The organism is Pseudomonas sp. Leaf127, assembly GCF_001423155.1.
GTDB lineage: Bacteria > Pseudomonadota > Gammaproteobacteria > Pseudomonadales > Pseudomonadaceae > Aquipseudomonas > Aquipseudomonas ovata.
Window position 1 is genome coordinate 722,136 of the sequence record NZ_LMOA01000023.1, and the last position, 17,420, is coordinate 739,555.

General features: G+C 63.9%; 16 protein-coding genes. 10 read left to right on the plus strand and 6 right to left on the minus strand.

Translation table 11 applies throughout. The features are described from left to right. Window positions 1–32 precede the first annotated feature (32 nt). The 4 genes from ASF84_RS24265 to ASF84_RS24280 form a co-directional block, all read right to left on the minus strand. Complete coding sequence (locus ASF84_RS24265) at window positions 33–1,007, minus strand: serine/threonine protein kinase (protein ID WP_056841411.1); 975 nt, start codon at window positions 1,005–1,007, stop codon at window positions 33–35. A gap of 204 nt (window positions 1,008–1,211) precedes the next feature. Further along, window positions 1,212–3,113, minus strand: coding sequence for a PhoX family protein (locus ASF84_RS24270; protein ID WP_056841412.1), 1,902 nt, complete (start codon window positions 3,111–3,113; stop codon window positions 1,212–1,214). Between the two features lie 82 nt (window positions 3,114–3,195). After that, on the minus strand, window positions 3,196–3,960 hold the full coding sequence (locus tag ASF84_RS24275; protein WP_056841413.1) for a TOBE domain-containing protein: 765 nt from the start codon (window positions 3,958–3,960) through the stop codon (window positions 3,196–3,198). 40 nt (window positions 3,961–4,000) lie between these two features. Continuing rightward, the gene (locus ASF84_RS24280) at window positions 4,001–4,735 is read right to left on the minus strand and encodes a ComF family protein (protein ID WP_056841414.1); all 735 of its coding nucleotides are present in this window, start codon (window positions 4,733–4,735) and stop codon (window positions 4,001–4,003) included. Window positions 4,736–4,847: 112 nt separating this feature from the next. Between ASF84_RS24280 and bioB the strand changes: the two genes are divergently transcribed. From bioB to ASF84_RS28760, 10 genes are all read left to right on the plus strand, one after another. After that, window positions 4,848–5,906, plus strand: a complete 1,059-nt coding sequence (bioB, locus tag ASF84_RS24285) for a biotin synthase BioB (protein WP_056841415.1) — start codon at window positions 4,848–4,850, stop codon at window positions 5,904–5,906. Between the two features lie 15 nt (window positions 5,907–5,921). Continuing rightward, on the plus strand, window positions 5,922–7,112 hold the full coding sequence (gene bioF / locus ASF84_RS24290) for an 8-amino-7-oxononanoate synthase (protein WP_056841416.1): 1,191 nt from the start codon (window positions 5,922–5,924) through the stop codon (window positions 7,110–7,112). Continuing rightward, window positions 7,105–7,836, plus strand: coding sequence for an alpha/beta fold hydrolase (locus ASF84_RS24295; protein ID WP_056841417.1), 732 nt, complete (start codon window positions 7,105–7,107; stop codon window positions 7,834–7,836). Before bioF ends, ASF84_RS24295 begins: the two co-directional genes overlap by 8 nt. Beyond that, a complete protein-coding gene (gene bioC, locus ASF84_RS24300) occupies window positions 7,829–8,641 on the plus strand; it encodes a malonyl-ACP O-methyltransferase BioC (RefSeq protein ID WP_056841418.1) in 813 nt (270 codons plus the stop codon). Before ASF84_RS24295 ends, bioC begins: the two co-directional genes overlap by 8 nt. Beyond that, on the plus strand, window positions 8,638–9,327 hold the full coding sequence (gene bioD, locus ASF84_RS24305) for a dethiobiotin synthase (protein WP_056841419.1): 690 nt from the start codon (window positions 8,638–8,640) through the stop codon (window positions 9,325–9,327). Before bioC ends, bioD begins: the two co-directional genes overlap by 4 nt. A 137-nt stretch (window positions 9,328–9,464) precedes the next feature. After that, window positions 9,465–9,761: a hypothetical protein gene (locus ASF84_RS24310; RefSeq protein ID WP_056841420.1), complete on the plus strand. Its 297-nt coding sequence runs from the start codon at window positions 9,465–9,467 to the stop codon at window positions 9,759–9,761. Window positions 9,762–10,090: 329 nt separating this feature from the next. Further along, window positions 10,091–11,896 carry a phenylacyl-CoA dehydrogenase gene (locus ASF84_RS24315; protein WP_056841421.1) on the plus strand — a complete coding sequence of 602 codons (1,806 nt, stop codon included), beginning with the start codon at window positions 10,091–10,093 and terminating at the stop codon, window positions 11,894–11,896. Between the two features lie 222 nt (window positions 11,897–12,118). Then, window positions 12,119–13,411 carry a GGDEF domain-containing protein gene (locus ASF84_RS24320; protein ID WP_056841422.1) on the plus strand — a complete coding sequence of 431 codons (1,293 nt, stop codon included), beginning with the start codon at window positions 12,119–12,121 and terminating at the stop codon, window positions 13,409–13,411. 196 nt (window positions 13,412–13,607) lie between these two features. Next, on the plus strand, window positions 13,608–15,386 hold the full coding sequence (locus tag ASF84_RS24325) for an acyl-CoA dehydrogenase C-terminal domain-containing protein (RefSeq protein ID WP_056841423.1): 1,779 nt from the start codon (window positions 13,608–13,610) through the stop codon (window positions 15,384–15,386). A 348-nt stretch (window positions 15,387–15,734) separates the two neighbouring features. Beyond that, window positions 15,735–15,896, plus strand: coding sequence for a YqaE/Pmp3 family membrane protein (locus ASF84_RS28760; protein WP_082481798.1), 162 nt, complete (start codon window positions 15,735–15,737; stop codon window positions 15,894–15,896). A 15-nt stretch (window positions 15,897–15,911) separates the two neighbouring features. Here the strand turns inward: ASF84_RS28760 and pqqD are convergent, their stop codons facing one another. Further along, complete coding sequence (pqqD, locus tag ASF84_RS24330) at window positions 15,912–16,241, minus strand: pyrroloquinoline quinone biosynthesis peptide chaperone PqqD (protein ID WP_156684359.1); 330 nt, start codon at window positions 16,239–16,241, stop codon at window positions 15,912–15,914. Between the two features lie 381 nt (window positions 16,242–16,622). Then, complete coding sequence (locus ASF84_RS24335) at window positions 16,623–17,408, minus strand: carbon-nitrogen hydrolase family protein (RefSeq protein WP_056841425.1); 786 nt, start codon at window positions 17,406–17,408, stop codon at window positions 16,623–16,625. Between the last annotated feature and the right edge of the window lie 12 nt (window positions 17,409–17,420).

The following is a 17,420-nucleotide window of genomic DNA, read 5'->3' on the forward strand; positions in this document are numbered from 1 at the left end:
GGTGTGGCGCCGCGTGTGCGGCGCGATAAAGGTCAGAACAGTTTCAGGGGTTCTTCCTGCAGGGCCGAGAGCTGTTCGCGCAGGGCCAGGATATGGTCGCCCCAATAACGCTCGCTGCCAAACCACGGAAAGCTGTGCGGGAACGCCGGGTCGTCCCAGCGTCGCGCCAGCCAGGCACTGTAATGCATCAGGCGCAGGGCGCGCAGCGGTTCGATCAGCGCCAGCTGGCGGGGTTCGAAGTCGTGGAATTCGTTGTAGCCGTCCATCAGCTCGGACAGTTGCCCCAGGCATTCCTGGCGATCACCCGCCAGCATCATCCAGATGTCCTGCACGGCAGGGCCCATGCGGCAGTCGTCCAGGTCGACGATATGGAACATCTCGTCGCGGCACATCATGTTGCCCGGGTGGCAGTCGCCGTGGATGCGGATATTGGTGTGCGGCGTGGCGGCGTAGGCATCTTCGATACGCTTGAGCAGGTCGCGGGCCACCGATTCGTAGGCCGGCAGCAGCGAGCGCGGGATGCAGTTGTTGTTCATCAGGTAGTTGAACGAGTCATGGCCGAAGTTCTGCACGGCCAGGGCTTCGCGGTGCTCGAAGTCGCGGCTGGCGCCGAGCCCATGCAGGCGGCCCAGCAACTGGCCGAGGCGATAGAGCTGGTCGAGATTGCCCGGCTCCGGGGCCCGCCCGCCACGCCGCGGGAACAGGGTGAAGCGAAAGCCGCCGTGCTCGAACAGAGTCTTGCCGTCGTGGACGATCGGCGCCACCACCGGCACCTCGATGCCTTCAAGTTCGGCGGTGAAGCGGTGTTCTTCCAGGATCGCCTCGTTGCTCCAGCGCTGCGGGCGATAGAACTTGGCGATCAAGGGTGCCTGATCTTCGATGCCGACCTGATAGACCCGATTCTCGTAACTGTTGAGCGCCAGGATGCGGGCGTCGCTGAGAAAGCCGATGCTTTCTACGGCGTCCAGCACCATGTCGGGGGTAAGGGCTGCGAAAGGATGGGACATGCGGTCTCCTGTACGCAACGAACCGTTGCGTCGACCGGCGATGGTAACGCAGAGCGTGCATCAGGTGCTGTTGTTCCGCTGTGACCGTAGGAGCGGCTTTAGCCGCGAACGCAAACGCTGCCGATGTGTGCCGTTCGCGGCTGAAGCGATTCGACGCCCGGCCCCTTCGCGACCGTTGGTCGCTCCCACAGGGGCCTTGAAGGGTCAGGCGCCGATCACACCGCCGTCCTCGCGGGTGATGACCATGACCGAGGAGCGTGGCTTGCCGCCGGGCAGGTGCTCGGGGAAGGTCGAACCGCCGTTTTCGCCGGGGTGCTGCAGGCCGACGAACATCGTCTTGTAGTCCGGGGCGAAGCTGATGCCGGTGACTTCGCAGCCGACCGGGCCGACCATGAAACGGCGGATCTCGCCGCTGTGCGGGTCGGCGCAGAGCATCTGATTGTTGCCCATGCCGGCAAAGTCGCCCTTGTTGCTGGAGTCGCCGTCGGTCTGGATCCACAAGCGCCCGGCGGCGTCGAAGCTCAGGCCGTCGGGGCTGTTGAACAGGTTGGCGGCGTTGATATTGGCCGAGCCGGCCTGCGGGGTGCCGGGGTGCACGACCGGGTTGCCGGCGACCACGAACAGGTCCCATTCGAAGCTCATGGCCGAGGCATTGTCGTCGGTCTCGCGCCAGCGCAGGATCTGGCCGTACTGGTTTTTCGCCCGTGGGTTGGGGCCGCCGACCGGTTGCCCGTCGTCGCCGCGCTTGATGTTGTTGGTCAGGGTGCAATACACCTGACCGTCCTTGGGGCTGACCACGATCCATTCCGGGCGGTCCATGCGCGTGGCCTTGACCACACTGGCCGCCAGGCGGGCATGGATCAGCACTTCGGCCTGGTTGTTGAACCCGGCCGCTGCGTCCAGGCCGTTCTTGCCGTGGGTCAGTTCGACCCAGCGTCCCTGGCCCTTGGGGCGGTCAGGGTTGTTGTCGCCGCCATCGAACTGCGCCACATACAGCGTGCCGTGGTCGAGCAGGTCGCGGTTGGCCTTGGGGTTGGCGGTGTCGATCTTGTCGCGGCTGATGAACTTGTAGATGAACTCGCCGCGTTCGTCGTCGCCCATGTACACCACGGCGCGCCCGCCCTTGGTCTGGGCCAGGGCGGCGTTCTCGTGCTTGAAGCGGCCCAGTGCGGTGCGCTTGACCGGCGTGGATTTGGGATCGAACGGGTCGATTTCCACCACCCAGCCGTGGCGATTGACCTCGTTGGGGTTCTTCGCCACGTCAAAGCGGGCATCAAACGGGTGCCAGCCAATCTCCTTGCTGGCCGCCACCACGCCGTAGCGTTTCAGGCCGACATCGAAGGCTTGCTGCGGGTCGCTGCTGCCGAAGCAATCGGTGAAGTTCTCTTCACACGTCAGGTAGGTGCCCCATGGGGTCTTGCCGTTGGCGCAGTTCTGGAACGTGCCCAGGGCATGGCGACCGCTGCTGTCGGCGGCGGTCTTGAGCCAGTCGTGGCCGGCGGCCGGGCCGCTCAGGGTGATGGGCGTATTGCCGTGGATGCGCCGGTTGAAGCGTGAGCCCTGAACGAACTGCCACTGACCGTTCTGGCGTGCGATCTCGATCACCGAGACGCCCTCGGCGGCCAGCGCCTTGCGCACCTCTTCAAGCGACTGCGGCGCCTGGCCGTGTGCGTAGAGGTAGCGGTAGTTGGTGTATTCGTTGTTGATCGCCAGCAGGGCGCGGTCCGGATGACCAGGCATCGGGAACAGGCTCATGCCGTCGTTGTTGTCGCCGAACTGCACCTCCTGGGCTTCGGCGCTGCCATTGCCACTCGGGTCGAAGGCCGGTCCGTCAGCCTGCAGGGGCTGGCCCCAACTGATCAGCACCGAAGCGCGATAGCCCGGCGGCAGGCTGACGCTGTCGGCGGTGGCCGTGGCAATGCCGTCAAACCCCAGCAGGGTGCGGTTGGCCTCGCTGACGCCGGTGGCCAGGGCGGTACGGCTGAGCAGGTCACCGCCCAGAAACAGCGCCGCGCCGCACAGGGCACCAGCACCGATGAAGCTGCGGCGGGTCAGGCCGACCAGGTTTTCCAGGTCGGTAGGCTGATGTTCTTTTAATAGTTTCATCGTCACGGCTCCCACGGATGTGGCAGCCACATTAAGTGACCGTGATGACGAAATTGTGTCGGCGCGATGACATCCTGTGCGCTCAGACGACCGTGCCCAGCAACACATGTGAAGGCGCGAACTGCACCTGCACCGCGCTGCCGCCACCGAGCCCCAGCGCCGCGAGCTGTCCGGGCATGGCTTGCGCACACAGGGTCTGGCCGTTGGGCAGCGCAATGCGCACTTCGCAGGGACCGTGTTCGGCGTCCAGCAGGGTGTCGATCTTGCCGTACAGGCTGTTGTGGTCCGGGCAGGGGGGCTGGTCCGCCGGCAGCAGTTGCAGCCAGCCGGCCTTGATCAGCGCGACCACTTCTACCTCTGGCTCAAGGTCCAGGCGCAGGCGGCTGTCATGGGTGATCTGTGCGTCGACCAACTGCCCGCCGGCCAGCGCCAGGTGCACCGTGTCGTTGTTGCCCTGGCGGGTAATGCGCTGGATGCGCCCGAGCAACTGATTGCGTGCACTGGTGCGCAGGGTCAGGCGGCTGAGCAGGTCGAAGTCGGCATCGCTTTCGGCCGCGTCCAGCACCTGGGCCTGCAGGGCTTGCAGGCGCTGATAGAGGCGCAGGACACGTTCGCCCTCGGTCGACAGGTTGGCGCCGCCACCGCCGCGCCCGCCGACGCTACGCTCGACCAGCGGGCGCTGCGCCAGGTTATTGAGCTCGTCGATGGCGTCCCAGGCGGCCTTGTAGCTCAGGCCTGCGCTTTTGGCGGCGCGGGTGATCGAGCCTTGCTCGGCAATGTGTTGCAGCAGGGCAAGGCGCTGCGGGCGGCGCACCATGTATTGGCTCAGTGAGGGCGGTAGCGGCATGACGGGCAGTCGAGGAGGGATGATGCGCCTGAGTCTACCCTCAATCCTGCGGGGCGGGCGTGCGCGCCAGGCAGTAGATGTCGACCCGTCGCGCCCCGGCTTGGATCAGCAGGCGTGCCAGCGCCTGGGCGGTGGTGCCGGTGGTCAGCACATCGTCGACCACGGCCAGGTGCTGGTCGCGTACGGCCGTGCTGTCGTGCACGGAGAAGGCGCCGGCCAGGTTGTGCTTGCGGGCCTTGGCATCCAGCCCTTGCTGCGATGGCGTTTCGCGTATACGCAGCAATTGGCGTTCATCCACCGGTATCTGCAGTGTTTGTCCCAGCCAGCCGGCCAGCATCGCCGCCTGGTTGAAGCCACGCTGGCGCAGGCGCAGACGGGCCAGTGGCACGGGCAACAAGGCGTCGGGACGTGGCAGGTCTTCATCGAAACGATGCTGCAGGTACTGCCCCATCAGGTCGGCGAGCAGGCGGCCCAACGGCCATTGGCCCTGGTGCTTGAAGCGGGTGATCAGCCGGTCGACCACAAAGCGGTATTCCCACGGCGCAATCACCTGGCTGAAGGCCGGCGGCCGCAGGCGGCAATCGATGCAGTGGCGATCAATGTCCGGCAGCGGCACGGCGCAGCACTGGCATTGGGCGCCCAGCCACGGCAGCTCGGCCTCACAGGGCACACACAAGGGCAGGTCGGTGTCGCTGGGCTCGTCACACAGCAAACAGAATCGTTTGTTTTTTAACCAGATGTAAACCTGATCATGTTCTCGTGGTTGACAAGGCATGGCCGTTCCTTAACTATGCCGAAATTCAAGCCGAACAACCGCGTCGCGCCTGTGGTCTTTGCGCTCCTGTGCGGTGTTCTTCAACTGTCAGATTCCAACAAGGAGCCGCCCGATGAGCGCCAGCACCACCGCTACCTTGCGTCACGACTGGACTTTAGCCGAGGTCAGGGCACTGTTTGTGCAGCCTTTCAATGACCTGTTGTTTCAGGCGCAGACGGTGCATCGCGCTCATTTCGACGCCAACCGCGTGCAGGTCTCGACCCTGCTGTCGATCAAGACCGGCGCCTGCCCCGAAGACTGCAAGTACTGCCCGCAGTCGGGCCACTACAACACCGGCCTGGACAAGCAGAAGCTGCTTGAAGTGCAAAAGGTGCTGGAGGAAGCCGCCCGCGCCAAGGCCATCGGCTCCACACGGTTCTGCATGGGCGCGGCCTGGAAGCATCCGTCGGCCAAGGACATGCCCTACGTGCTGGAGATGGTCAAGGGCGTGAAGGCGCTGGGCCTGGAGACCTGCATGACCCTGGGCCGGCTCGATCAGGAGCAGACCGAGGCGCTGGCCTCGGCAGGCCTGGATTACTACAACCACAACCTCGATACGTCGCCGGAGTTCTACGGCAGCATCATCACGACCCGCACCTACAGCGAGCGGCTGCAGACCCTGGCGTATGTGCGTGAGTCGGGGATGAAGATCTGCTCGGGCGGCATCCTGGGCATGGGCGAGTCGCTCGACGACCGCGCCGGCCTGCTGATCCAGTTGGCCAACCTGCCCGAACACCCCGAGTCGGTGCCGATCAACATGCTGGTCAAGGTCGCCGGCACGCCACTGGAAAATGCCGAGGACGTCGACCCGTTCGACTTCATCCGCATGCTGGCCGTGGCGCGCATCCTGATGCCGCAATCGCATGTGCGGCTGTCGGCCGGTCGCGAGGCCATGAACGAGCAGATGCAGGCCCTGGCGTTCTTCGCCGGTGCCAACTCGATCTTCTACGGTGAAAAACTGCTGACCACCGCCAACCCGCAGGCCGACAAGGACATGCTGCTGTTCAAGCGCCTGGGCATCCAGCCCGAGGCCGGGCAGGACCACGCCGATGACGTGCACCAGGCGGCCATCGAGCAGGCGCTGGTCGAACAGCAAAGCAGTGCGATGTTCTACAACGCCGTTTCGGCCTGAACACGCGAGGTCAGCATGGCTTTCGATCTTCAGGCGCGCCTCGAGGCCCGTCGCGCCGCCCAGTTGTACCGTCAGCGCCCGTTGCTGCAGAGCCCGCAAGGGCCGCTGGCGGTGGTCGACGGGCAGCCGTTGCTGACCTTTTGCAACAACGATTACCTGGGGCTGGCCAACCATCCGCAGGTGGTGGCCGCCTGGCAGGCCGGCGCCGAGCGCTGGGGCGTGGGCGGCGGGGCATCACACCTGGTGATCGGTCACAGCGGGCCGCACCATGACCTGGAGCTGGCGCTGGCCGAATTCACCGGGCGCCCACGGGCACTGTTGTTCTCCAATGGCTACATGGCCAACCTGGGCACGGTCACGGCGCTGGTCGGGCAGGGCGATACGGTGCTCGAAGACCGCCTCAACCATGCCTCGCTGCTCGATGCCGGCCTGCTCAGCGGGGCGCGCTTCAGCCGCTACCTGCACAACGATGCCGCCAGCCTGCAAAGCCGGCTGGCCAAGGCGGCGGGCGACAGCCTGGTGGTGACCGACGGGGTGTTCAGCATGGACGGCGACATCGCCGACCTGCCGGCCCTGGCCCGTACCGCAAAAAGCCGGGGCGCCTGGCTGATGGTCGACGATGCCCACGGTTTCGGTGCGCTGGGGGCCAATGGCGGCGGCAGTGTCGAGCACTTCGGCCTGGGGCTGGATGACGTGCCGGTGCTGATCGGCACCCTGGGCAAGGCCTTTGGTACGTCGGGAGCCTTTGTGGCCGGCAGCGACGACTTGATCGAGACGCTGATCCAGTTCGCCCGGCCCTACATCTACACCACCAGCCAACCGCCGGCGCTGGCCTGCGCGACGCTCAAGAGCCTTGAACTGCTGCGCAGCGAGTCGTGGCGGCGCGAGCATCTGGACGCGCTGATCAGCCAGTTTCGCCACGGCGCCGGGCAGATCGGATTGCAATTGATGGACAGTTTCACGCCCATCCAGCCGATCCTGATTGGCGATGCCGGGCGTGCTGTGCGCCTTTCGCAGCTGTTGCGCGAGCATGGTCTGCTGGTGAGCGCCATCCGCCCGCCCACTGTGCCGGCCGGCAGCGCCCGCTTGCGGGTCACGCTGAGCGCCGCCCACACGCACGAACAGGTTCAGCTACTGTTGGAGGCACTGGCGCAATGCTGGCCACTGCTGGGTGTGGATGAATCGGTGGAGTCGACGCATGCGTAATCGTCTGGTGCTGTTACCCGGCTGGGGCCTGGGTGTGTCGCCGCTGGAGCCCTTGGCCGCCGCCTTGCGTGAGCGGGATGCGCATCTGAAGGTCGAGATCGAGCCTTTGCCGCAACCGGGCACGCATGATGTGCAGGCCTGGCTCGATGACCTGGACGCCCGGTTGCCAGAGAACACCTGGCTGGGCGGCTGGTCACTGGGCGGCATGCTCGCGGCCGAACTGGCCGCCCGGCGCGGCGAGCGTTGTTGCGGCTTGCTGACCCTGGCCAGCAACACCTGTTTTGTGCAGCGCGGTGCCTGGCCACAGGCCATGTCCGAGGCGGACTTTGCCGCGTTTCTGGCCGGCTGCGAGCAGGACCCGCCAGCAACCCTCAAGCGCTTCGGCCTGCTGTGCAGCCAGGGCGCTGAAGACCCGCGTGGGTTGTCGCGCCAGCTCGGCGCCGGCCTGCCGGTCGTAGCGCCGCAGGTGCTGCTCGATGGCTTGCGGGTGCTTGAACAACTCGACACCCGCCAGGCCTTGCAGGACTACCGAGGGCCCCAACTGCATGTGTTTGCCGGGCGCGATGCCCTGGTTCCGGCGCAGGTCGCCGGTGACTTGCTGGAACTGCTGCCGGATGTCGAAACGGGCCTGATCGAACAGGCCAGTCATGCCTTTATCCTGGAAAGCCCGCACAGCGTGGCGGCGACGATCCGGACTTTTCTATGTGGAGCGGGTGATGACTGATCTTTCTGGCATACCGCTGCCGGGCGGCTTGCCGGCCAAGCGGCAGGTGGCGGCGTCGTTTTCCCGCGCAGCGGCCAGCTACGACAGCGTGGCCGACTTGCAGCGTGCGGTGGGTCAGCATCTGTTGGCACAACTGCCGGCTGATCTGAACCCGGCGCGCTGGCTGGACCTGGGCTGTGGCACCGGGCATTTCAGCCGCGTGCTGGGGCCGCGTTTCGCCGCGGCACAAGGCCTGGCGCTGGACCTGGCCGAAGGCATGCTGCGCCACGCGCAACCGCAGGGCGGGGCGCAGCATTTCGTGGCCGGTGATGCCGAGAGCCTGCCGTTGCAGGACCAGTGCCTGGACCTGGTGTTTTCCAGCCTGGCGGTGCAGTGGTGTGCCCATTTTGCCGCCGTACTCAACGAGGCGCGTCGGGTCTTGCGCCCGGGTGGCGTGTTTGCCTTCTCCAGCCTGTGTGTCGGTACGCTGGATGAGTTGCGTCGCAGTTGGCAGCAGGTCGACGGCCGGGTGCATGTCAATCGCTTCCGTGAACCGCAGGCTTATCGGCAACTGTCCGAAGCCTGCGGACTGCGTATCCGCAGCCTGGAGGTGCGCCCGCATGTGCTGCATTACCCCGATGTGCGCAGCCTGACCCACGAACTCAAGGCCCTGGGGGCACACAACCTCAATCCGGGGCGGGCCACCGGCCTGACTGGCCGCGAGCGTATTCGCACGCTGGTGCAGGCGTATGAAGCCTTTCGCCAACCGCAGGGTTTGCCGGCCACTTATCAGGCGATCTATGTCGTGCTGGAAAAACAGTCATGAGCGCTGCCTTTTTCATTGCCGGGACCGACACCGACATCGGCAAGACCACCGTGGCCGCCGGCCTGCTGTACGCGGCCCGGCGGGCGGGCCTGAGTACGGCGGCCGGCAAGCCGGTGGCCTCCGGCTGCGAGCCGACCGCCAACGGGCTGCGCAACGCCGACGCGCTGGCCTTGCTGGCGCAGTGCACCACGGCGTTGACCTATGAAGAGGTCAATCCCTTTGCCCTGGCGCCGGCCATTGCCCCGCACCTGGCCGCGCGGGAAGCCGGGCTGGACCTGGGCGTGGCCAATCTGCTGGCGCCGATGCAGCGCCTGCTGGCGCGTCAGGCCGGTTTTACCCTGATCGAGGGCGCGGGTGGCTGGCGGGTGCCGCTCAGTAGCGACGAGCATCTGTCTGATCTGGCAATTGCCCTGCAGTTGCCGGTCGTCCTGGTGGTCGGCGTGCGCCTGGGCTGCATCAGCCATGCGCTGCTGACGGCCGAGGCGATTGCCCGCGACGGCCTGGTGCTGGCCGGCTGGGTGGCCAATATCGTCGATGCCCAGACCTCGCGGCTTGAGGCCAACCTGGCAACCTTGACCGAACAATTGCCGGCCCCTTGCCTGGGACAGGTGCCGCGACTGTTACAGCCTGTTGCTGAAAGCGTGGCCCAATACCTGACGGTTGCGCCGCTGCTGGCGCTCAGGTGACTGATATCAAAGGCGCTTTGCCGCTTGATCAAGATTCAGCCTATGGTCGGGCATGATGCCATTAGTCTTTTTGTTGGGCATTTTGCCGCTATCCCTGTTTCAATAGGCCTTGCTTCCTATGAGCTGAGGACTGGCTTATGCAAATTTCCATGAACAACACGCTGTATCCAGGCCTGAGCGCAATCCAGGTCGGGCAGAACCGTGTCGATCAGGCGGCCTCTCAGATCGCCAGTAACAGCATCGAAGTGTCTGGCCGCAGCCAGTCCTCCGACTTCCAGCTGGAAAACCTGCGTTCGGTCGACCGCAGCCAGCGTTCCGACCTGCCGGCCAACATCGTTGAGCTGGAAGCTGGCAAGTTCCAGGTCGAGGCAGGCGTCGCGGCACAGCGCGCCAGCAGTGAAGCGCTCGGTACGCTGATTGACACCTATGCCTGATCCCTTCAGGTGGCTTTACCTCTGACGCCGTGCCCTTGAGCACGGCGTTGTCGTTTCTGCGCGTAGCGCTGTTTCAGTGCCGCAACCGGCGGCCCCTCGACTAGACTCCTTCAATAACCTCTGCTCTGGCCCCAGGCCACGGCCTGTAAGGCCTTGCGCCGGTTCGGGACCAGCGGTGGGCAATGCGCTATTGACAAGGTCCGGGTGTAAACGTAAGTTTCAAACATCTGTTTGATCGGTAGGCGCAGTAAGCGCCAAAAGCGTTGAAAGTGTTCCCATCACGACCGATCAGTCATTCATACGGGATTCACCAGCAGAGGTTACAAGCTATGCCTGACTACAAGGCCCCCTTGCGTGATATTCGTTTCGTGCGTGATGAGCTGCTGGGTTATGAAGCCCATTACCAGAGCCTGCCGGCCTGCCAGGACGCCACGCCCGACATGGTCGATGCCATCCTGGAAGAGGGTGCGCGTTTCTGTGAGCAGGTACTGGCCCCGCTCAATCGCGTCGGCGACATCGAAGGCTGCCAATGGAGCGAGGCGGGCGTGAAGACGCCGACCGGCTTCAAGCAGGCCTACAAGCAATTCGTCGAAGGCGGCTGGCCGAGCCTGGCCCATGATGTCGAGCACGGCGGCCAGGGTTTGCCCGAGTCGCTGGGGCTGGCCATCAGCGAACTGGTCGGCGAGGCCAACTGGTCGTGGGGCATGTACCCCGGCCTGTCGCATGGCGCGATGAACACCATTTCCGAGCACGGCACGCCCGAGCAGCAGGAAACCTACCTGACCAGGCTGGTGTCCGGCGAGTGGACTGGCACCATGTGCCTGACCGAGTCGCACTGCGGCACCGACCTTGGCATGCTGCGCACCCGCGCCGAGCCCCAGGCCGATGGCTCCTACAAGGTCAGCGGCACCAAGATCTTCATTTCCGCCGGCGAACACGACATGGCCGATAACATCGTCCACATCGTGCTGGCCCGCCTGCCGGATGCACCGGCCGGCACCAAGGGCATTTCGCTGTTCATCGTGCCCAAGTTCCTGCCCGACGCCCAGGGTGGCCTCGGTGAGCGCAACGCGGTGGCCTGTGGCTCGCTCGAGCACAAGATGGGCATTCACGGCAACGCCACGTGCGTGATGAACTTCGACGGCGCCACCGGTTTTCTGATCGGCCCGCCGAACAAGGGCCTGAACTGCATGTTCACCTTCATGAACACCGCTCGCCTGGGCACTGCGCTGCAAGGCCTGGCCCATGCCGAGGTGGCGTTCCAGGGTGGCCTGCAATACGCCCGCGACCGCTTGCAGATGCGCTCGCTGACCGGCCCCAAGGCCCCGGACAAGGCCGCTGACCCGATCATCGTGCACCCTGATGTGCGGCGCATGCTGCTGACCATGAAGGCCTTTGCCGAAGGCACCCGGGCCATGGTGTATTTCACGGCCAAACAGGTCGACATCGTCAAGTACAGCCAGGACGAAGAGCAGCGCAAGGCCGCCGACGCGCTGCTGGCCTTCATGACCCCGATCGCCAAGGCGTTCATGACCGAGGTCGGCTTTGAAGCCGCCAACCACGGTGTGCAGATCTATGGCGGCCACGGCTTCATCGCCGAGTGGGGCATGGAGCAGAACGTACGCGACAGCCGTATCTCGATGCTCTACGAGGGCACCACCGGCATCCAGGCCCTCGACCTGCTGGGCCGCAAGGTGCTGATGACCCAGGGCGAGGCGCTCAAGGGCTTCACCCGGATTGTCCACAAGTTCTGCCAGGCCAACGAGGGCAATGAAGCCATCGCCGCGTTCACCGCGCCGCTGGCAGCGTTGAACAAGGAATGGGGCGAGCTGACCATGAAGGTCGGCATGGCGGCCATGAAAGACCGTGAAGAAGTGGGCGCGGCCTCCGTGGATTACCTGATGTTCTCGGGCTATGCATGCCTGGCCTACTTCTGGGCCGACATGGCACGTGCGGCGGCGCAGAAACTGGCCGAAGGCACCTCGGAGCAGGCGTTCTACACGGCCAAGCTGCAGACGGCGCGCTTCTACTACGAGCGCATCCTGCCCCGTACCCGCACCCATGCGGCGGCCATCGTGTCGGGCGCGGCCAACCTGATGGACATGAAAGAAGAAGACTTCGGCCTGGGTTACTGATCGGCCGGACCTTTGATAGTGCGCAGGAGCGGCCGGGGTCGTGCCGTTCCTGCGTCATGCTGTTGAATACCCCTCCTTTATCCCTCGATCAATGTTTCCCGATTCCTGCCGTTACAGAAATTAGTTGGCTATTTAGTTCCTACTGAATGCATTACTAACCCAGCAAAGGCACAATGCCATTATGCAGGGCCATTTTCTGATGCCGAGTAGGAGACATCCCCCTTGTTGCGTCCATCTGCTGCACGACTGAGTCATTTCCTGCCTGCCGGCATTCTGTTCCTGGGCGGCCTGGCAGCGGCCTATGTCAAAGACCTGAGTGTCTTCTTCACCTCGCTGTTCAATGTTCTGCCGACCCTGGTGCTGCTGCTGGGTGGTGCGTATTGCGCGGTGTATCGCCGCCAGCGTGAGCTGGCCTTGATGGTCACGGTGTACATCGCCTATTACCTGCTCGACACCCAGACCGACTTCTACCGGGACAATGGCGTGGTGCGTGAAGACGCCGCCGTGGTGTTCCACCTGATGTGCCTGCTGTTGCCGTTGATGTTCGGCCTGTATGCCGCCTGGGAAGAGCGTACCCACCTGTTCCAGGACCTGGTGGCGCGGCTGGCGGTGTTGCTGCTGGTCGCAGGCGTGGCACTGGGGCTGGAACAGAGCTATCCGGTGGAGGTGCAGAACTGGCTGGCCGACATTCGCTGGCCGTTGCTGCACGGTTCGTGGATGAGCCTGATCCAGCTCTCCTATGTCATGTTCCTGATCGCTTTCGGCGTATTGACCTGGCAGTACCTGAACAAGCCGCGCCCGTTGCACGCCGCCCAACTGGTCGGGCTGCTGGGCCTGTTCTGGGCCTTGCCCAAGACGTTCATCCTGCCGTTCACGCTGAACATCATGTGCAGCCAGGTCATGTTGATGATTGCCGCCGCCGTGGCGCAGGAGGCCTATCAGATGGCCTTTCGTGACGAGCTGACCGGGCTGCCGGGGCGCCGTGCCCTCAACGAGCGGTTGCAGCGGCTGGGGCGCAACTATGTGCTGGCAATGAGTGACGTGGATCACTTCAAGAAATTCAACGACACCCATGGCCACGATGTCGGCGACCAGGTGCTGCGCCTGGTGGCCAGCAAGTTGTCGAAAATCAGCCAGGGCGGTGGCAAGGCCTATCGGTATGGCGGTGAAGAGTTTGCCATCGTGTTTTCCGGCAAGACGCTGGAAGAATGTATGCCGCATCTGGAAATGGTCCGCGAAACCATCGCCAACTATCAGATCCAGTTGCGCAATCCCGATAACCGTCCGGAAGATGACCAGCAGGGCAGGCTGCGCCGGGGATCGGCACAGGCGGGCAGTGTGTCGGTCACGATCAGCATCGGTGTGGCCGATCGTCAGCCTGAACAGCGCACTGCCGATGAAGTACTCAAGGTCGCCGACCAGGCGCTGTATGCCGCCAAAGGCGCCGGCCGCAATTGTGTGGTGGCACATGGGCAACCTCAGAAGCGCTCAATGCGTACCGCCGACGCGATATAGGCCGGGCCTGCGAGCCTTCAAGGAGAAAAAGCGCATTACTAATGGCGGTGACCGGGACTGACTTTATAGTCACAAGCGGACCCTATGTGTCGCATTAGTTGTTCGGATACACTCGGATCTTTCATTGCCTGGCCCGGCCAATGGCAGGTCCGGTTTCATCCGTTGCGTCTTTAGCTTCCCGTTCACGAGGTATGCCATGGCTGACTACAAAGCGCCGTTGCGCGATATGCGCTTCGTTCTGAATGAAGTGTTCGAGGTCTCCCGACTCTGGGCCCGGCTGCCGGCCCTGGCCGAGGTGGTCGACACCGAAACGGTCGATGCCATCCTTGAAGAAGCCGGCAAGGTCACCAGCAAGAGCATTGCGCCCCTCAGCCGCAGCGGCGATGAAGAGGGCTGCCACTGGAACGACACGGTGGTCACCACCCCGAGCGGTTTCCCTGAGGCGTATCGCACCTATGCCGAAGGCGGCTGGGTGGGCGTGGGCGGCAACCCCGAGTTCGGCGGCATGGGCATGCCCAAGGTGGTGGGCGCGCTGGTCGAGGAAATGCTCAACTCCGCCAGCCTGGCCTTCGGCCTGTACCCGATGCTGACCTCCGGCGCCTGCGTGTCGCTCAACAACCACGCCACCGAGGCCCTCAAGGCCACTTACCTGCCCAATATGTATGCCGGCACCTGGTGTGGCTCGATGTGCCTGACCGAAGCACATGCCGGCACTGACCTGGGGATTATCCGTACCCGCGCCGAACCCCGGGCCGATGGTGTCTACACGATCAGCGGCAGCAAGATCTTTATCACAGGTGGCGAGCACGACCTGGCCGAGAACATCATTCACCTGGTCCTGGCCAAGCTGCCCGATGCGCCAGCCGGCCCCAAGGGCATCTCGCTGTTTCTGGTGCCCAAGTTCCTGGTCAACGATGACGGCAGCCTGGGCGAGCGCAACGCTGTCAGTTGCGGCTCCATCGAACACAAGATGGGCATCCAGGCGTCGGCCACCTGCGTGATGAATTTCGACGGTGCCGTGGGGTATCTGGTCGGCGAGCCGAACAAGGGCCTGGCGGCGATGTTCACCATGATGAACTACGAGCGCCTGGGGGTCGGCATCCAGGGGTTGGCGTCCGGCGAGCGCTCCTACCAGAACGCCATCGACTACGCCCGCGAACGCCTGCAAAGCCGGGCGCCGACCGGTGCGCAGCAACGCGATAAAGTTGCCGATCCGATCATCGTGCACCCCGATGTGCGGCGCATGCTGCTGACCATGAAAGCCTTGAACGAGGGCGGCCGGGCGTTTACCGCCTATGTCGCGCTGCAGCTGGACATCGCCAAGTACAGCGAAGACACAGACGAGCGCCAGCGCGCCGACGCCCTGGTGGCGCTGCTGACCCCGGTGGCCAAGGCCTTCCTGACCGACCTGGGCCTGGAAATCACCGTTCATGGCCAGCAGGTGCTGGGCGGGCATGGTTACATTCGTGAATGGGGCCAGGAGCAACTGGTGCGTGACGTGCGCATCACCCAGATCTACGAAGGCACCAACGGCATCCAGGCGCTGGACCTGGTGGGGCGCAAGATCGTCGGCTCGCAGGGGCAGTGGTACCGGTTGTTTTCCGATGAAGTGCGTCAGTTCATCGACGCCGCCGACAGCCGGTTGGCCGAATTCGTCGAGCCCCTGCGCAGCGCGCTGGACACGCTCGATGAACTGACCGGGTTGATCCTCGAACGCGCGCAGCAGAACCCCAACGAAATCGGCGCGGCCTCTGTGGAGTACCTGCATCAGTTCGGTTACACCGCCTATGCCTGGATGTGGGCGCGCATGGCCGGCGCAGCGCTGGGCAAAGAGGCCCAGGATGAGTTCTACGCCAGCAAACTGGGCACTGCGCGGTTCTACTTTGCCCGCCTGTTGCCGCGCATCCATTCGCTGGATGCCTCGGTGCGCGCAGGCAGTGAATCGTTGTATCTGCTGGAGGCTTCGCAATTCTGACGGCGCGTATCAGACGTGTAAGCCAATGCTTACACGTCGTGGTGGCAAATCACCTCTTCCACAAAAATGGATCCAAAGATAATCTTGCTTCCAAGGACGTCGCGCAGGATGCGCAACCAGAATAACAGGGACACGTAGGGAAGCCTGCCAGGATGGCGGGAAGAAACGGATGTCAGGGAAACAGTCTGGAAAACCCCGCTTCGGCGGGGTTTTCTTTGTGTGCGGGTTTTTCCCGCAGGCTCCAGGGCAGACAACTGATGGCGGTCTGCCAGAAGTCATGGAACCCCTGCAGTGGCCCAGGGTCGATTGAGCACAGGCTACAAAAGCCTTTCAATCAGGAGCTGACCCATGGACATTCTTCGCATCATCATCGCTATTCTGCTGCCGCCCCTGGGTGTGTTCATGCAAGTGGGCTTCGCCGGTGCCTTCTGGCTCAATATCCTGCTGACCCTGCTGGGCTATTTCCCCGGCATCATCCACGCCGTCTATATCATCGCCAGTCGCAAATAACCGTTTCGCGGCGGGTCAGGCCCGATAGCGTTCGGGCCTGTCCGGACTGAGTTCGATCCATTGCAACTGTTGGGCACGGCCGATGAAGTTATCCACATCGGTGCCCATTTCCGGCAGGTTGGGGTAGTTGGCGTGCAAGGTGTCGATGATCTGCTGGACAGTGCGCTGGCCATCGACCAGCTCGCTTATCCACGTTGTGATGTCATCGAGCTGCACGTTGCCGCCAGGGCGTATGTGCAACAGACGGCCCTGGCCGTCCTCACCCACTTCCAGGGTGCAGTCAAAGTGCCAGTGCGGGATGAGGGTGCGATCAAGCCTGAGGTGGTGCGGATGACCCAGTTTCATGGTGATGTCCTCTGCCAGACAGGTGGCCCGCTCAAATGCGGACGGGCAGGCACTGCAACCCTCGACGGCGGTCACGCAAAACGGATTGCCGGCCTTCCTGCAAAGTGTAGTGCTGTCTTGCAATCACGCGACGGCTTTCATCAAACACAAAATAACTGACTGCTTCATTAGCTATTGAATTCACCCTTGTAGGAGCGCGCTTGCCCGCGACCGAGTGCGTAGCGCTCGTAAAATTTCGGAAACGCCACAAATTTCTGAGTGTGAACACGTCTAAAATCTGCGAAACGCTGAAAATTTACGACTGCTAACGCAGCCGGTCGCGGGCAGAGCGCGCTCCTACACCGGTCCCGTGCTTGCTGCGCGACAGCGTGCCGCCTTGGCTCATCGATACAACGCAGCACGACGATCGCCCAGATAGTCATTAAGTGCCTTGGCGTCCTCGATCCGCTGGGCCTGAACATCGGCAATCAGCAATTGCTCTTCTTGCCCCGCCAGTGCGGGACGGCTGCCGTCCGGGCCATTCAGGCTGCTCAGGCCGCAATAGTGCACCGTGTCTTCCTGCCCGCAGTAATTGACGTAGGCCAGGTAGCACTGGTTCTCGAAGGCCCGGGCGCGCACGGTCACCTCACAGACAAAATCGAACGGCACCATGTTGGCGGTCGGCACCACGATCAGCCCGGCGCCGGCCAGGGCCAGGCGGCGTACGGCTTCGGGAAACTCGACGTCGTAGCAGATCAACAGCCCCAGCCGCCAGCCATCAAGTTCGATCAGCGGAAACTGATCGTCGCCTGCGCTGAACATGTTTTTGTCCAGATCCCCGAACAGGTGGGTCTTGCGGTAGTTGCCCAGGCGGTTGCCATGGGCGTCGATCAGTTGCGCGGCGTTGTACAGCCGGCCGTCTTCGCCGCGCTCGGGGTAGCCATAGGCAATGGCGACGCCGGTGTGCCGAGCGATCCTGGCAATCTGCCGCGCCGCCTCACCCTCGGCGGGCTGCGCCAGGCGCTGCACAGCGGCCGCGCCGATGTTGTAGCCGGTCAGGAACATCTCCGGGCACACCAGCAACTGCGCGCCTTGCTGTGCGGCAGCTTCGGCCTGGCGGGCCAGGCGCGCCAGGTTGGCGTCGATGTCCAGCGGCAGCGGCGGGCATTGATACAGGGCGATACGCATGACACCTCCGGG

Coding starts and splice junctions, on each gene's coding strand:
- ASF84_RS24265 (WP_056841411.1), bottom strand. CDS start 1,007: ATGTCCCATCCTTTCGCAGCCCTTACCCCCGACATGGTGCTGGACGCC.
- ASF84_RS24270 (WP_056841412.1), bottom strand. CDS start 3,113: ATGAAACTATTAAAAGAACATCAGCCTACCGACCTGGAAAACCTGGTC.
- ASF84_RS24275 (WP_056841413.1), bottom strand. CDS start 3,960: ATGCCGCTACCGCCCTCACTGAGCCAATACATGGTGCGCCGCCCGCAG.
- ASF84_RS24280 (WP_056841414.1), bottom strand. CDS start 4,735: ATGCCTTGTCAACCACGAGAACATGATCAGGTTTACATCTGGTTAAAA.
- bioB (WP_056841415.1), top strand. CDS start 4,848: ATGAGCGCCAGCACCACCGCTACCTTGCGTCACGACTGGACTTTAGCC.
- bioF (WP_056841416.1), top strand. CDS start 5,922: ATGGCTTTCGATCTTCAGGCGCGCCTCGAGGCCCGTCGCGCCGCCCAG.
- ASF84_RS24295 (WP_056841417.1), top strand. CDS start 7,105: ATGCGTAATCGTCTGGTGCTGTTACCCGGCTGGGGCCTGGGTGTGTCG.
- bioC (WP_056841418.1), top strand. CDS start 7,829: ATGACTGATCTTTCTGGCATACCGCTGCCGGGCGGCTTGCCGGCCAAG.
- bioD (WP_056841419.1), top strand. CDS start 8,638: ATGAGCGCTGCCTTTTTCATTGCCGGGACCGACACCGACATCGGCAAG.
- ASF84_RS24310 (WP_056841420.1), top strand. CDS start 9,465: ATGCAAATTTCCATGAACAACACGCTGTATCCAGGCCTGAGCGCAATC.
- ASF84_RS24315 (WP_056841421.1), top strand. CDS start 10,091: ATGCCTGACTACAAGGCCCCCTTGCGTGATATTCGTTTCGTGCGTGAT.
- ASF84_RS24325 (WP_056841423.1), top strand. CDS start 13,608: ATGGCTGACTACAAAGCGCCGTTGCGCGATATGCGCTTCGTTCTGAAT.
- ASF84_RS28760 (WP_082481798.1), top strand. CDS start 15,735: ATGGACATTCTTCGCATCATCATCGCTATTCTGCTGCCGCCCCTGGGT.
- pqqD (WP_156684359.1), bottom strand. CDS start 16,241: ATGAAACTGGGTCATCCGCACCACCTCAGGCTTGATCGCACCCTCATC.
- ASF84_RS24335 (WP_056841425.1), bottom strand. CDS start 17,408: ATGCGTATCGCCCTGTATCAATGCCCGCCGCTGCCGCTGGACATCGAC.